The organism is Candidatus Clostridium stratigraminis, from assembly GCF_045310675.1.
Lineage (GTDB): Bacteria > Bacillota > Clostridia > Clostridiales > Clostridiaceae > Clostridium_AT > Clostridium_AT stratigraminis.
In genome coordinates this window covers 1-14,717 of record NZ_JBJHZZ010000002.1, presented here as the reverse complement: position 1 = coordinate 14,717, position 14,717 = coordinate 1, and the positions used below count along the sequence as shown (strand labels likewise).

Genomic DNA, 14,717 nt, shown 5'->3' with positions numbered 1-14,717 from the left:
TTCTTCTATGGCTGAATATACAAATAATAGATTTTTCGTATACTCTCAATAAATTTATCCTTGGAAAATTTTTTCACTTTTTCCATATTATTCAATTTCATGCTTATAAGTAGGTTTTCATTTTCAACAAGCTCTTTTAGACTTTTCACCATACCCGAAATGTCACCAGTATCGTGTAAAAAACCATTTTTTGTATGTTCTACTATTTCAGGAATGCCACCTACCCTGTATCCAATAATAGCAACTCCAAAATTCATTGCTTCGACTATACTAATTCCAAAAGACTCAAAATATGAGGGTGCAATAAGCACATCGCTTGTCAATAGAACATTATCCTTTTGTTTACCATCAATCCACCCTAATATTTCAGTCTGCTCTTCCACTTTCTCATTTTTTATTATTTGCTTGACTGTTTCTATATCACCATTTCCTGCAATAAGAAATTTTACGTTCATTTCCACTTCTTTAAAACTCTTTATAACTTCAATAAAATCATATATGCCTTTTACCCTTGAAAGTTTCCCCATAAATAAAACCTTTACTTCTTTACCACTATTTTCTATATTGATATTTTTCTTTAATGTAACTCCATTATATACTCTCTTTATTTTGTTTTTGTTGACACCAATAACATTACATAATTCATTCCTAAATACTTCTGAGACAGTAATAACCAAATTAGCCTTATTCATGCTATATTCTATCAATCTCTGAATAAATTTAGGTTGACTGGTATAAAACTTTATAAATCCACCACCATGAACATGAATTAGTAATTTTACATTCCTTGGGGTTAATAATATAAAAAATATCTTTCTATAAAAACTGCCTTTTGAAGCCAACTGTATATGGCAAATACTCACACTTCTCATTATTATTAAAGAAAAATACCACATAATACCTAAAAAAAATGAACTACCGAACTTCTTTCCATAAGTATTAATCGCTATAATATTAAAATCTTGTTGCAAATCAGAATTATATATATCGTTTATAACCGTAGAAATGCCCCCCTTTAGATTTCTATTTGGTCCGACTAATACTACATACTTTTTTCTCATTTTTTACCTTCTTTTATAAGTTAACTTTAATGATATCAATTCATAAAAACTAATAATACTAACTGTGTATACCTTCTACTCTTATTTCTTTAAAACTTTTATAACACAAAGAGTATATTACTGCAAAATACACTCCAGCCAAAGGACTTAATAATACATGTCCTCCAGTAAAAGAGATTATTATTGAAAGAATATATAAGAATGAATAATCTTTCTTATCACTATCTCCTTTTGAAAATAAAAATACTGAAATTGATTTTATGAACATTTTTACAATACCATAAGTTAAAATAAGAAAATTAATTATTCCATAAAAATAGATAATATCAAGGAAATCCATTTCTATCATACCATGACCCGGTAGAAAGCTATTTATTATTTGGGACCCATCTTTAAATCCAAGACCTAAAAAATAATTAACTTTGCTTAAGTTCCAAAAACTAAATGCTATTTGCGCTGTTATGTTCCTTTGACTTAATAAAAATGTTAGTGGATTTAAGTTATCATAAAAGTACATATATCTGTTAAGAATAGTATCTTTATAATAAGAAAAATATTTAATATAACCGAAAAACAAAAATAAAGAAAGAAATATTAATATTACAATCAATTTTTTTAAATTTTTGAAGTTCATTAATTTGAGTAAAAAATATGTTAATATAATTGCTAAAAATATTATAGCTGCTTTTGTTCCAATTATAAAAAATACAAAAGTAGTCATAATGAATTTTATAATCTTTACTAGATTTATTCTATCTTTAACCATTTTTTTAAATAAAAATGGATAGCAAAAAATTAATGTATTTGTAAAATCATTAACTCCCATAAACAAACCTTTATATCCTATGGAATCATTATAAGATGATTGTCCAATTCCTAATATTTTTGTTACTATTAATGAAAAACTCAGAAAAACTGCCGTACTTGCAAGTAGATTAGTTAGTTCATTCTCAAAGTCAGAAGAGGAAAGAAATACTTTCCTAGTTAATAATAAAAATGTAATAACATATAAAATTTTACTATAAAACAACATATCATTGATAATACTATTTAGATCATAAATATTATAAAAGAAACGTATTATAACTAAAGTCATACTTATCAATATTATGAAAAAATTCTTAAAATCAACTTTGATGCACAAATATATATTAATAATTAATATCAATAATCTTAAAATCTGACCTGGTGAAAAAGTTGCATTTGATTTAATAATATACAAAGAAACTCCATTAAGAATATCAATGATTGGTGTTATTATTATAATAAATTTAATCCATTTTAAATATCTTGAATTTTCCATTTGTAATTTATGCTCCTAATTTTTATAAATATAAGCATGATAAGTTATATAAAAGTAAGTTAATAATTTCTGAAATATTCAATAAAAATTACAATATATTCACATAAGATTATGATAGTAAAATACTCTTATATCTAAACCATATCAACATGTTGTATTATTAATTTCCTTTTTCCTCTTTTGGTTAAGCTTATTTCATCTACTATTTTTATTTGAATATCCAAAACATCTTTGATTTTTGTATCTAATGCTTTTCTAATGTTAACTTTATCCTCTTCTGTTATTATATCTTCCATTAATAAGTTTAAATTAGCCTTGCCAATTTCAAATTGCTCAAACTGGAATTGTCTAATTTTATTGAAAGCATTGCTGTGAAAATTAATAGCTGCGATTGATATTTTCTCATTATTTTTCCCTATTAAAACTTCCGAATCATTATGTCCTATAATCTCCACAACTTTATTATTTTCAATTCTAACAATATCATCAGTCATATACCTTACAAAAGGCATTTTATAGCTAAGAAAGCCTGTACAGGCTAATCTAAATTCATTTTTCACACTTGTTGGTATAAATTCAGTATATCCATAAATTTTATTGAATTCATAATGGTCCTCATATTTTCCACCAAAGACAGACCTTTCAGAGTGGCCATAAAAAATACAAGTATCACAGCCCAGTATATTTTTAATATAGTCATTATCTTCCTTTGGACAGAATTCTGAAATAAAAAATACATATTTAATGTTTACTTTTGTATTGGTTTTTTCTATTAACGTGCAGAAATTTTTGACTATTGATGGATACCCGCTAATAAATTCCGGTTTAAATTCTCTTATAATCTTTAAATATTTATGAATATTATCTTCATTAAGTGAAAATGGTGATAAGACTATTTCGTTATATACCGGATTATATTTAGCTATTTTCCCATTGAACTCCAAGCCTCTGAATGTAATCATTTTTGAAGTTTTATAATTATAACCGAATTTAGACCAATAATGATAAACAAAGGCTCTTTCTTTAAATATTGATTCTCTATCAAGACATATTTTTAATGGCTTTCCGCTACTACCACCGGTATATGCAACATAATGATTAATATCCAACTTTGATAACAACTTATTTTCATTAGCCAAAAATATAGCTTTATTGGTAAAAGGTAGAACTTCAATATCCTTGAAATCAGTCATTTCTCTCGGATCAAATTTTGCCTCTTTGAAAATATCTTTATAATAACTTACATTATCATCACAATATATCAATATTTCTTTTAATTTTTCAAATTGTTTCTTTTTCTTTTCTTCTTCACTTAATTCATCGTATTTATCTAATTTATAGTAAGTATCTAAAAAGTCTTTATTATTAACTAATTTCTTTCTTAAAATAGGTGCAAATATCCTTTTAATACTTTGTGGACACAACTCACTTATTTTTTTCACATATTTATAATTCATTACAATTCATCCTTTTTAAATTTGTTACTCGATATTTTAATCATTCTTAACTAGGCTGAATTTTTCTTGAATAACCAATCTTATAAATTTCAAATTACCAAACAAATATCTCTTCCACATTCGTTTTGGTTCCTGAATAAACCTATAAAACCACTCTAGCCCACATTTTTGCATCCATTCAGGTGCTCTATTAGTAACTCCAGCAACAACATCAAAACTCCCACCAACTCCCATTACAAAAGTAACCTGCATTATCGGAATATATTCCTTAACCCAAAATTCTTTCTTTGGACTTGAAAAAGCAACAAATAGAATATCAGCTTTTGATTCCCTAATATCCTTTGCTATTTCTTTACTTTCCTCATCTTTAAAATAACCATTACGATATCCGGCAATATTAAGCGAAGGATACTGTTCTTTAAATATCTTTACAACCTTCTCAACAACCTCTTGCTTAGCTCCAAAAAAATATGGTCTATATCCATTTTCAGCCGATAATTTTACTAAATTATTAAATAAATCAATACCGGTAACCCTTTCAGGAATTGGATACCCTAAAAACTTCGCAGCCCACACAATTGACTGCCCATCTGCATTTATTAAAGGGCAACTATTAACTATGTCTGCTAAATGCTTATTATCTTGCATTAAGTTAATTTTACTTGCATTAATTACAACATGTTGAACATGCTCTCTATTTTTAATTAAAGATTGAATCCTAGCTAAAGTTTCATCCATAGTTAAGGTATCAACATTACTGCCTAGTATATGTATTCTCTTCTCCACTACAATCCTCCAAATTTATATTCTCCAATACAACATCCCAAATTTTTCAGCTTCACATTTGTCTATAACGGCTTTTACATCTACACAAACTGGCTTATCCTTCATTAATGCAACCATATTTTTTACATTATCGAAATCTATACCTTGCTGTTTCGATAATGTTAGGATAGCATCTGCGTTCTTTATCGCCTCATCCTGTTTATTAACTTTAAAATCATAATTAGTAGGTACCACAGGATCAAAAGCCTTGACTATTGCACCTTTTTCGATTAACAATTTACATATATCTACTGGTGGGCTTATCCTATCATCATTTGAATAATCTTTCATAGCTAGTCCAAAGACAGCAATTTGCGAATCCACTAATTTCTTCCCTTGCCTTTTCAATAACTCCTCTATTTTATTCACTATAAACTTTGGAAGTTTCGAATTCTTTTCTCTACTTATTTTTAAAATATCAAGATCTACTGCTAATTCTTCTGCTTTTGGTGTTAGATAATGATATGCATTTGGTATGCAATAACCTCCTACTCCCGGCCCTGGAGTTAATAGATTAACTCTCTTATGAGTATTTGCAAGTTTTACTACTTCAAATATATCTATGCCAAGTGCTTCTGTGAATCTTGCAAACTCCTGAGCCATAGCTATATTTACATCTCTTTGAACATTTTCAAATACTTTTGATGTTTCAACAGCTTTAATGCATGTCGCAGGTACCATCTCTGCTTTACATACCACTCTTAATAAGTCTATAGCTTTACTTAGGCTAGCTTCATTTACTGCTCCAACCAAAGTAGGCATATTGGCAAATTCATCGAAAGCAAGTCCTTCGGCTATTCTTTCTGATGCGTAAGCTAGATAGAAATCATCTCCTGCTTTCATTCCAGACTCTTTTTCTAAAATAGGCAAACAAAGCTCCTCTGTTGTACCAGGTATTACAGTACTCCGTATTACAACCAAATCATTCTTCTTTAAGTTTCTACCAATTGTTGTGCATGCACTTTCCAAATAATCAATTATATATTTACCATCTTTTATTGGAACTCCAACAGTAACAATTATATTGTTACACTCTTGTACAGCCCAATCAGCATTAGTTGTAGCAATGTATCTTTTATTTTTTAGTTCAATATTTAATACTTCTTGAATTGAAACATGGTGAAATCTTTCCGTATGATGTGTAATCCCATCATTAGTTTGTTGTATCAGCCTATCGTCAACATCAACTCCTATGGTAGCGCAACCCCTAATCGCAAAGCTTAACGTAAGTGGCAATCCAACAAATCCTTGTCCAAAAACGCATATCCTTTTATTAATAGAATCATCAAGTATATTCTCATTAAATTGCTCCATAAACAATTCATTGGATTCTATTTCCTTAGATTCTATCTTTGTTTCTATGTCTTTCATTACAATATTTTTTACCGTTGTTTCCAATTCAGCTTCCCCCTATTCTTGTCAATAAGCTCTTAAGGTCTGTTTTCTATAAATAATAGTGTACTTGGACTATTACCTTGGATGTTTTACCATCCCTATGTTAATTTATAGTGTTACTCATTTCATTATAAAAATTATACGTATTCTTCACTTAGCCTCATAAACAAAAAAGCCATTGATTCAAAAAATTACTCGGCGGGTTGCACTACTAGCTCCATGAATTCCAAGTGCCCAAATACAGAATTCACTTCTTTGCTTCCGATTAATTTTTAATTGTTTTTAAAATACTCTATTCTTAAAAAGTTATCTCGCTCCATCATCACCAAAAAAAACAGAAAATGTCTTAAAAATTAATTTTATATCAACCCAAGTATTTCTTTCTTTTAAGTATTTAATATCTAATTCCATCCACTGCTCAAAACCTATTTTGTTTCTGCCCATAACCTGCCAATAGCAAGTTAACCCTGGCTTTACTAATAGCTTTTGTTTTTGATACTCATTAAATCTAATGACTTCTCTTGGTAAATTTGGTCTTGGCCCTACCAAGGACATATCTCCTTTTAATACATTAAATAGCTGAGGAAGTTCGTCTATGCTGGTTTTTCGAATAAATCTTCCTACTTTAGTTATTCTAGGATCTTTCTTTATCTTAAACATTGGTCCAGACATTTCATTTTTATTTTTAAGCTTATCCAATAATTCTTCTGCATTTTCAACCATAGATCTAAATTTATACATCTTGAAGGCTTTCCCATTTAAACCTATTCTCTCTTGACTAAATATTATGGGTCCTTTAGACTCTAACCTTATGGCAAGTGCTGTTATAATTAATACTGGGCTTAATAATAAAATTCCAGTAATTGCTCCAATAATATCAATAAGCTTCTTTATAAAATAATAAGTCCAGTCTTTGGTATATTCATCCTTCCAAGTTACTTCTATTCTACTATTATTTAGTACAGGTTCCCCCATTGCCCTGCCTCCAATACTTAACATTTTTATGACTAATTTAATTCCACAGAAAACCTAAATTTATCACTTCTCACTACGCATCTTCGAAATTCTATTGGCTTCTTGCCTTCGGTATAGGTAACCCTTTCAGTCAAAAATAATGGCGTACCTGCATCCACCTGAAGAAGCTTTGAATTGTATTCATCAGCTATTACAGGGTCGAAATACTCTGTTGCCTTTAAAAGCTTTATATTATATTTATCTTCAAGTAAATTATAAATTGCACATTTATCAATATCAGATGCTGTAAGTCCCGGAACGATATTCATTGGTAAATAAGAAGCTTGTACTACTACAGGTATATCATTAATTTTTCTCAGAATTTTTATTACAATTACTTGATCCGTAGATATTAACTCAAGGTGTTTTCCGATAATTTCATCACATAGCTCAGATCGAACCTCAAGAAGTTCACTTTTTATTTCATAACCCTCTTCATTAAAGTCTCTGGCAAGGCTGTATATTTTGTCTAAGCTTTGTATAAGCTTTGGTGGATTAACATAGGAACCCTTGCCTTTTTCTGTCCTAATTCTACCTTCATCCTTTAGTTTTTTCATGGAATTTCTAATAGTTACCCTTGTAACCCCGTATTCCTCAACTAGTTCATTTTCAGATGGCAGCAGCTCATTAGGCTTGTACACCATTGCTTCAATTTTATTTAAAAGTTCATAATAGATCTGTAAATAATACGGAATATAGCTCTTCCTATTTATCAATTTATTCACCTCTAATGTATACTTGTCTATACAAGATTATACCATTTTTCGGTATGAACTTCTACATATTATTACCAATATGTCTATATTATTAGTTATTATTGAAAATCCTAGCTATATCGACATAATTTTCTTTGTATTCTACCTATAATATATCAAATAATTCTATATTTCACAAATATTTTGATTGCTAGATTAGCATATAATATAACATTTAACGTCAATTTTTTATTACTTTCATAAAAAAGTCCTATATAAAACAAATAGTTTGTATTTATATCATAAAGATATATTAAATAAGAAAAAAGAAAGCTGATGCTTTCTTTTTAATCCAAGTTTATTATATTTATTCTTGCAGCTAAATTACTTTATGTAAATTATAATTTCTAAATAAAGTTTGTCCTCATTTTGTTTAATAGTTTCTCCAAAATCTTATTTTTAAATCTAATAGCTTGTATATAGCTAAGTCCTTTCTTTTCAGCGTAGGTCTTTACTGTTATATTACTGAAATATACCATTATGACAAATTCCAGTTCGGCTTCTGAAAGTGCTGCTATTGCACCTTTAAGTCTTTTATTATCTTCAAGTTTTATTAAGTCTTCTTCTATATTCACAGTTGAAGCAATACATTCAATATATTCACTGCCTTCAAAATCGTCATTTTGGACTGGGGCATTAAGACTATATTCCTCAGCGTATTTATTGTTTTGCCTTGCTGCATATCTAAAAGCATTTTTAATTGCATTAAAAGCATAGGAACTAAAGGTGTGAGAGCCTATCTTATATCTTTCTGTACAATTAATTAAGGTTATATAGCCAAGTTGAGCAAGATCATATACGTCAAAGCCTTTAATGTTATAATCCTTGGCGGTTTTAAAAATAAAAGGCTTATACTGCTCCATAAGCTTCAGTAGAGCCTCTGTATTTCCAGTCTTTGCTTTAATAACACAAGTTTCGATTTCGTGATGGTTCATTAGTATATCCCCCCATTAAAATTATAGTATACCAATTAATATTTATTTCTACTAAATTCATATTCTTTTGCCCATTAAACATAGCCTTCATTTTTCACCTCATTTCTGTTTTTCCTTCCACTGTATTACTTTTTATTACATATATGGTAATATTTATGTTTTCCATATAATGTATATTATAATGTTCTATTTTATCCTTTGTCAATAACTTTATTAATTATTATTTTAGTTCATTTTTTATTCATATATTTTTACTTTATTATTAATGCTAACCATTAATATGTCTGGATTAATTTCGTACCAGTATATCCGGTAATGCAATAAATTAGATTTAATGTTAAATCAAGATTGATACAAGTAACATTTACATAATTTGGTAAAAGTTAAATATTGTGCTGTCTGAATACTTCATAAAACCTCAAATTATCTTATTATATGTCTAAAAGAGATTGGTATAATTAATAATATGCATAATTTATAGGAATTATTGTTTTTTACCCCATAATTTAGATAAAAATTAGGTCATTAAAATATTGGAAATTAATTAGATAAACTATTTAATCACTCGATAGATAAGTCTACTAACAATGTAAAGAAAGCGAAAGCTTTCTTTTTTACTATCAATGAACAGCTTTAAGGATTCATTGTAAATTTAATTTATTTTATATAGGTTTTTTTAAAAACTATCAAAAAAAATGGCGTAAGGTGTTATATCATGTGCTAATTTGGCAATTGAAATATTTGTTAAATCAGGTATTATTTGATATATTATAGATAGACTGGTATCAGTCATCCATTTTCGAAATAATAATGAGGGGGTTTTTAAATGAGGTTTAACAAAAAAGTGCTGGCTTTAATGCTAGCTGTTACCACTGTGGCTACTTTAGCAGGCATCAAAAGGCCTGCAATAGCTAAGACAGCTTCAGAAAGCTGGAACGCTGCTAGATACGGAGATACAATGGATATAGGTCCGAAGCTCCGTGCAATGGACTCCAATGAAGAAGCACAAGCAAAGCTTAATGAACAGCTTAAACAATCTGCAGCTGATATTAAGGCAAATGCGGCAACTACAAAAGCTGCTGTTAACGGCAATAGTGCTGCTGCAATTGGAACACAGATGACCTTCCCGGCAAATAACTCTGCAGCAGGTAAGGTTTACCTTAAGACCTTTACCTTGAAATCTATTGGTGATAAGTGTGAAGTTTGGGTTGCTGATGACTTAGCGTTTCCTAAAGGAGATTCTAGACCTGTTCCGGTAATTACTCAAGCTCAAGTAGATAGAGTTCGAGACACCTTTGATAATGACATATATCAAAAGGATACTGAATTCTTTGGAACTCCAGATTCACATACTGGTGTAAATGCCACACTTCCAGGTCTTGTAGGACTTCCAAAGGATTATTACAAGCCGATAGATGGCACTGAAAGAGTAATGATTCTTGTAGATAATGTACGGGATGAAAATTACTTTGATCCCACTTATCCATTTTTTGTAGCAGGCTTCTATTGGGGAACTATTGAAAAGTATACTGATCGTAATATTATCACTATTGACACCAACAATTGGGAAACAAGACTTGATAATACCTTCCTGCCGACTCTTGCTCACGAATTCCAGCATCTTATTCATGCTGACAACGATGCAGCAGAAGAAACCTGGATTAATGAAGGTATGGCAGACTTTGCTGAATACCTCTGCGGCTTTGGTCAACCAATGGGTCATATAAACTACTTCCTAGATCATCCAGAAAATTCACTAGTAAGCTGGGATGAGTATTACAACTATCCAACTGGTCCAGAAACCTTAGCAGATTACGGCCAAGCATATCTGCTTCAATTATATTTAGATGACCAATATGGTAAAGATTTCATTCAGAGCTTAGCAAAAGACAAGGATCATGGAATTGTAAGCGTAAATAAAATTTTGAAACAATACAATACAGGAATCGATTTTAACGAGCTCTTCAGAAGATTTACTGTAGCACTTTCAGTTGACAGTAAGAATCCTGGAAATGGTATTTATAACTTTAAGAGTATAGATCTTAAAGTAAATTATGATAGTGCCTTAAAGTTTAATAAACCTGGTGTACCTGCGTGGGGAGCAGATTATATTAAACTAGACAATGCTAAGAACATAAAGGATATTAAATTTAATGGAATAGATTTTCTTGGAGTTCCTTGGAACGTTGCAGATGATCCTTCTAATCCTGGAAGCAAGGTACTTTGGGGTAATGCAGGAGATGAAATGGATAATAAACTAATCTTTTCTGCAGATCTAACAGGGAAACAAGCAGCAACTTTAAAATTTGATACTAAATACGATATAGAAGAACAATGGGATTTCGGTGCAGTACAAGTTTCAACTGACAACGGTGCAACTTGGAAAAGCTTAAGTAATCAAAATACTAGATCTGATGTGGTAGATGAAGGCTATCCAACTATTAAAGCAAATATGCCAGGGCTTACAGGTGTAGCAAAAGACTGGACAACTGAAACCTTTGATCTTACTCCATATGCTGGAAAGAAAATTTATATAAGCTTTAGGTACATGACTGACTGGGGAAGTAACGGAAATGGTGCCTTCGCAAATCCAGGCTGGTATATTAAAAATGTGGCAATACCTGAAATAGGCTATACAAATAGCGGAAACAGCCTCAGTGGCTTTGAAAGCTTAGATGCAGTATTAGGAAGACATGTAGATTATATGGTAACCTTTGTTAATGAAAAGTATACTAATAAGGGAACAGAGCCTCAGCATTATCAGGTGAAAACTATAAATCCAATTAATATCACAGAGCAAGATGCTGCTGAAATTCAGAGCTTCTTAAGCAGCGGAAATAACTATATGCTGGTTTGGTATGCTGCACCTGTAGGTGTAACTTCTCCTGTAGATTATAGTTATGAATTAATTCAAAAAAATAAATTTGTGAAAACTAAATAAATGGTAAAGTGGTATCAATTGAGTTGATACCACTTTATTTATAATATTTATATATTCCATATCTACCGCTGCCGCAAAAGTTAAACTCAAATCTCCAGGCATCCCGGCACATCTTTATAATATCAAATTTGGCTTTCCAGCCAAGTTCTCTTTCAGCTTTACTAACATCGGCATAGCAGGAAGCTATATCTCCTTGCCTTCTAGGAGCTATTTCATATGGAATCTTAATACTATTTGCCTCTTCAAAGGCCTTTATTAGCTGCAGCACAGAAGTACCCTCACCAGTTCCAAGATTATAAATATTTACACCTAATTGAAGCTTATTAAGTGCCGCTACATGGCCCTTAGCTAAATCCATTACATATGAACTGAAGACAAATTTATTAACATTATACTTCTTGCAAAGCTTAGTTAAAACCAATGTTCTAACTAAGTTATTATAGTAATATTCAATAGGTTTTTCTACAGATTCTCCTACTGCCTTAAGACCTGTAAAATGGATAATACCATCTACTTTATGACTCTTAAATATGGTTTCCATTGCCTCTTCATCGGATACATCTGTCTTATAAAAGGTCAATTCTTTATTTGTTATTTTCTTTATATTATCTATGGTTTCAGCTTTACTATTATAAAAATTATCATCCACGATAACAGAGTAATTATTATTAAGTAGCTCCACTCAGGTATGTGGGCCAATATAGCCAGCGCCCCCAGTTACTAGTATGTTCATTGAAATGTTAGGCAACAAAATAGAAAAATCTAGCTTTCTTTTTTGCATTTTAAAATTCCTGCTTAGTAAATTATTTAATATATAATATTATAAAAATAGATATTTTAATACATCTTAGGAAATATTAAATTTTCATTCTTTCCCGTCGCAATTAGTAATATGCCAAACTTATAGATATTACCAATTCTGAAAATAGTAAAGTGGTATCAATTTTGATACCACCTTTTAAGTAGAACTTTCATATTTTACATTATTTTCTTTAACATTTTTAATCATGTTATCCGAGTCTTCATAGCTATCTGCTAAAACCCCTAATATACTTATGGAAAATTACTCTAAAGCCTATTATTGCAATTTGATTTTACCCAAAACAAGCCACCACTTATAGCTTATTTATCTTTTCTCTGTTATTTTTAACATTTTTTGCAGCATTTCTAGTATCATACAATAGATTTGCTTCATCTACAATTTTCTGATAATCGTAGCAGGAGTGATTTGTGGTTATAATAACTAAATCTGCGCTTTTTATTTCATTTTCCCAGTTAACTGATTTATATTCCTTACCCATATGCTTAAAGGATGGAATAAATGGATCATTGTAAATTACACTTGCTCCATTTTTTTCTAAATGTTCTATTACTTTAAGCACGGGTGACTCTCTCATGTCATCTATATCATTTTTATAAGCTGCACCCATTAAAAGAACCTTTGCTCCATTTAAAGACTTCTTTTGTGTATTTAAAATCTTCATTGCATTATCTACTACAAATTCAGGCATGTAGTCATTTATTATACCTGAGGTCTCAATTAACTTTGTATGATAATCATATTCCCTTGCTTTCCACTCCAGATAAAATGGATCCAGTGGTATACAGTGTCCGCCAAGTCCAGGACCTGGATAAAATGGCATAAAGCCATAAGGTTTTGTCGTGGCAGCATCTATTACTTCCCAAACATCTATACCCATTCTCTTACATAATATTGCCATTTCATTTGCCAGGGCTATGTTTACATTTCTAAATGTGTTTTCTAATATTTTTTCCATTTCTGCAACTTCGGGTGAGGATACTTCCAGTACTTCACTTTCCAGTACGCTTTTGTATAGTGTCGCTGCAACTTCAGTACATTCCTTTGTGCAGCCTCCTACAACTTTAGGAGTATTTTTTGTCTTAAACTGCTTATTACCCGGGTCGATTCTCTCTGGCGAAAAGGCAAGAAAGAAATCCTCTCCACATTTTAAACCACTTTCTTCTTCTAATATTGGCTTACATACTTCATCTGTAGTTCCTGGATATGTGGTGCTCTCTAAAACTACCAGCATCCCTTTATGTAAATACCTTCCAACATTTCTGAAAGAAGATTCTACATATGATAAATCAGGCTGCTTGTATAAATCAAGAGGTGTGGGAACTGCAACAGATACTGTATCTACATCTTTTACAAAGCTGAAATCTGTAGTAGCTTTCAGCATACCATCCTTAACTAATTTTGCTAGGTCTGAGTCTACTATATCACCAATATAGTTTTCTCCACTGTTTACCATATTTACTTTTTTATCCTGAACATCAAAGCCTATTACATGATATCCTGCTTTTGCCTTTTCTACAGCTAATGGAAGTCCTACGTAACCTAAGCCTACAACTCCCAGTACAGCTGTTTTATTTTTCAATTTTAAAATCAGTTCTTCACTTAATGATGACATAATCAAATCTCCTAACTTAATTTGGAATTTAATAGTTACTAAAGCTACTAGTCTTTATGAATACATCTTCTTATAATAATTTGTATAATCACCAGACACAATATTTTCAATCCATTCTGTATTTTATAAGTACCATTCAATGGTTTCTTTAATACCCTTCTCAAAGGTATATTGAGGCTTCCAACCAAGCTGTGCTGTTATTTTTGTATTATCAATGACATACCTTCTATCATGCCCAGATCTGTCTTTTACATATTTAATCAAAGTTTCTGGCTTACCAATAATTCTTATAACGAGCTTGGCTATTTCTATATTAGCTTTCTCGTTATTACCACCGATATTATATGTTTTTCCAATTACACCCTTATGTAAAACTGCATTGATGGCAGAACAATGGTCTGACACATAAAGCCAATCTCTTATTTACTGATTCTTTAATAATTGAACCTCTGGCACCCTTCTAAATTCCTTTGCTGGATTACCAGCCACAATTTTTCCCTTTTCTATATCTTTTGTTACAACACTTCCAGCAGCTGCAAAACCATCTTCATAAATTGTCTTACCTGGCAAGATTATTGCACCCGCACCTATTCGCC

General features: G+C 30.6%; 12 protein-coding genes, 1 pseudogene and 1 riboswitch. Of the genes and pseudogenes, 1 reads left to right on the top strand and 12 read right to left on the bottom strand.

From position 1 onward, the window contains the following. Nucleotides 1-5: 5 nt before the first annotated feature. From ACJDUG_RS04455 to ACJDUG_RS04420, 8 genes are all read right to left on the bottom strand, one after another. Nucleotides 6-1,061 carry a glycosyltransferase family 4 protein gene (locus ACJDUG_RS04455; protein ID WP_406768703.1) on the bottom strand — a complete coding sequence of 352 codons (1,056 nt, stop codon included), beginning with the start codon at nucleotides 1,059-1,061 and terminating at the stop codon, nucleotides 6-8. Nucleotides 1,062-1,119: 58 nt separating this feature from the next. Then, nucleotides 1,120-2,364 (bottom strand): O-antigen ligase family protein, encoded by a 1,245-nt coding sequence (locus ACJDUG_RS04450; RefSeq protein ID WP_406768702.1) that lies wholly within the window; start codon nucleotides 2,362-2,364, stop codon nucleotides 1,120-1,122. Between the two features lie 134 nt (nucleotides 2,365-2,498). Further along, complete coding sequence (locus tag ACJDUG_RS04445; protein ID WP_406768701.1) at nucleotides 2,499-3,821, bottom strand: phenylacetate--CoA ligase family protein; 1,323 nt, start codon at nucleotides 3,819-3,821, stop codon at nucleotides 2,499-2,501. 36 nt (nucleotides 3,822-3,857) lie between these two features. After that, nucleotides 3,858-4,607, bottom strand: a complete 750-nt coding sequence (locus ACJDUG_RS04440) for a WecB/TagA/CpsF family glycosyltransferase (protein ID WP_406768700.1) — start codon at nucleotides 4,605-4,607, stop codon at nucleotides 3,858-3,860. 15 nt (nucleotides 4,608-4,622) lie between these two features. Beyond that, nucleotides 4,623-6,044, bottom strand: a complete 1,422-nt coding sequence (locus ACJDUG_RS04435; RefSeq protein WP_406768699.1) for a nucleotide sugar dehydrogenase — start codon at nucleotides 6,042-6,044, stop codon at nucleotides 4,623-4,625. Between the two features lie 185 nt (nucleotides 6,045-6,229). After that, nucleotides 6,230-6,313, bottom strand: a riboswitch (cyclic di-GMP riboswitch). A 34-nt stretch (nucleotides 6,314-6,347) separates the two neighbouring features. Further along, entirely contained in the window at nucleotides 6,348-7,016 is a 669-nt protein-coding gene (locus ACJDUG_RS04430; protein ID WP_406768698.1) for a sugar transferase, read from the bottom strand. 32 nt (nucleotides 7,017-7,048) lie between these two features. Beyond that, nucleotides 7,049-7,771: a GntR family transcriptional regulator gene (locus ACJDUG_RS04425; protein WP_406768697.1), complete on the bottom strand. Its 723-nt coding sequence runs from the start codon at nucleotides 7,769-7,771 to the stop codon at nucleotides 7,049-7,051. A gap of 386 nt (nucleotides 7,772-8,157) precedes the next feature. Then, nucleotides 8,158-8,745 carry a sigma-70 family RNA polymerase sigma factor gene (locus ACJDUG_RS04420; protein ID WP_406768696.1) on the bottom strand — a complete coding sequence of 196 codons (588 nt, stop codon included), beginning with the start codon at nucleotides 8,743-8,745 and terminating at the stop codon, nucleotides 8,158-8,160. An 826-nt stretch (nucleotides 8,746-9,571) separates the two neighbouring features. Between ACJDUG_RS04420 and ACJDUG_RS04415 the strand changes: the two genes are divergently transcribed. Next, nucleotides 9,572-11,686: a choice-of-anchor J domain-containing protein gene (locus tag ACJDUG_RS04415; RefSeq protein WP_406768695.1), complete on the top strand. Its 2,115-nt coding sequence runs from the start codon at nucleotides 9,572-9,574 to the stop codon at nucleotides 11,684-11,686. Nucleotides 11,687-11,720: 34 nt separating this feature from the next. Here the strand turns inward: ACJDUG_RS04415 and ACJDUG_RS04410 are convergent, their stop codons facing one another. From ACJDUG_RS04410 to ACJDUG_RS04395, 4 genes and pseudogenes are all read right to left on the bottom strand, one after another. Continuing rightward, nucleotides 11,721-12,368: a GDP-mannose 4,6-dehydratase gene (locus ACJDUG_RS04410; protein WP_406768694.1), complete on the bottom strand. Its 648-nt coding sequence runs from the start codon at nucleotides 12,366-12,368 to the stop codon at nucleotides 11,721-11,723. A gap of 433 nt (nucleotides 12,369-12,801) precedes the next feature. After that, complete coding sequence (locus tag ACJDUG_RS04405) at nucleotides 12,802-14,121, bottom strand: nucleotide sugar dehydrogenase (protein ID WP_406768693.1); 1,320 nt, start codon at nucleotides 14,119-14,121, stop codon at nucleotides 12,802-12,804. 54 nt (nucleotides 14,122-14,175) lie between these two features. Further along, nucleotides 14,176-14,544 (bottom strand): annotated as a pseudogene (locus tag ACJDUG_RS04400) (GDP-mannose 4,6-dehydratase); the annotation flags it as partial. After that, nucleotides 14,545-14,717, bottom strand: a 173-nt coding sequence (locus ACJDUG_RS04395; RefSeq protein ID WP_479723030.1) for an LbetaH domain-containing protein, incomplete at its 5' end; no start/stop codon positions are given.

Bases quoted from the DNA above. Each gene is read 5' to 3' on its own strand.
- ACJDUG_RS04430 (WP_406768698.1), bottom strand. From the start codon at position 7,016: ATGGGGGAACCTGTACTAAATAATAGTAGAATAGAAGTAACTTGGAAG.
- ACJDUG_RS04405 (WP_406768693.1), bottom strand. From the start codon at position 14,121: ATGTCATCATTAAGTGAAGAACTGATTTTAAAATTGAAAAATAAAACA.
- ACJDUG_RS04445 (WP_406768701.1), bottom strand. From the start codon at position 3,821: ATGAATTATAAATATGTGAAAAAAATAAGTGAGTTGTGTCCACAAAGT.
- ACJDUG_RS04455 (WP_406768703.1), bottom strand. From the start codon at position 1,061: ATGAGAAAAAAGTATGTAGTATTAGTCGGACCAAATAGAAATCTAAAG.
- ACJDUG_RS04420 (WP_406768696.1), bottom strand. From the start codon at position 8,745: ATGAACCATCACGAAATCGAAACTTGTGTTATTAAAGCAAAGACTGGA.
- ACJDUG_RS04450 (WP_406768702.1), bottom strand. From the start codon at position 2,364: ATGGAAAATTCAAGATATTTAAAATGGATTAAATTTATTATAATAATA.
- ACJDUG_RS04415 (WP_406768695.1), top strand. From the start codon at position 9,572: ATGAGGTTTAACAAAAAAGTGCTGGCTTTAATGCTAGCTGTTACCACT.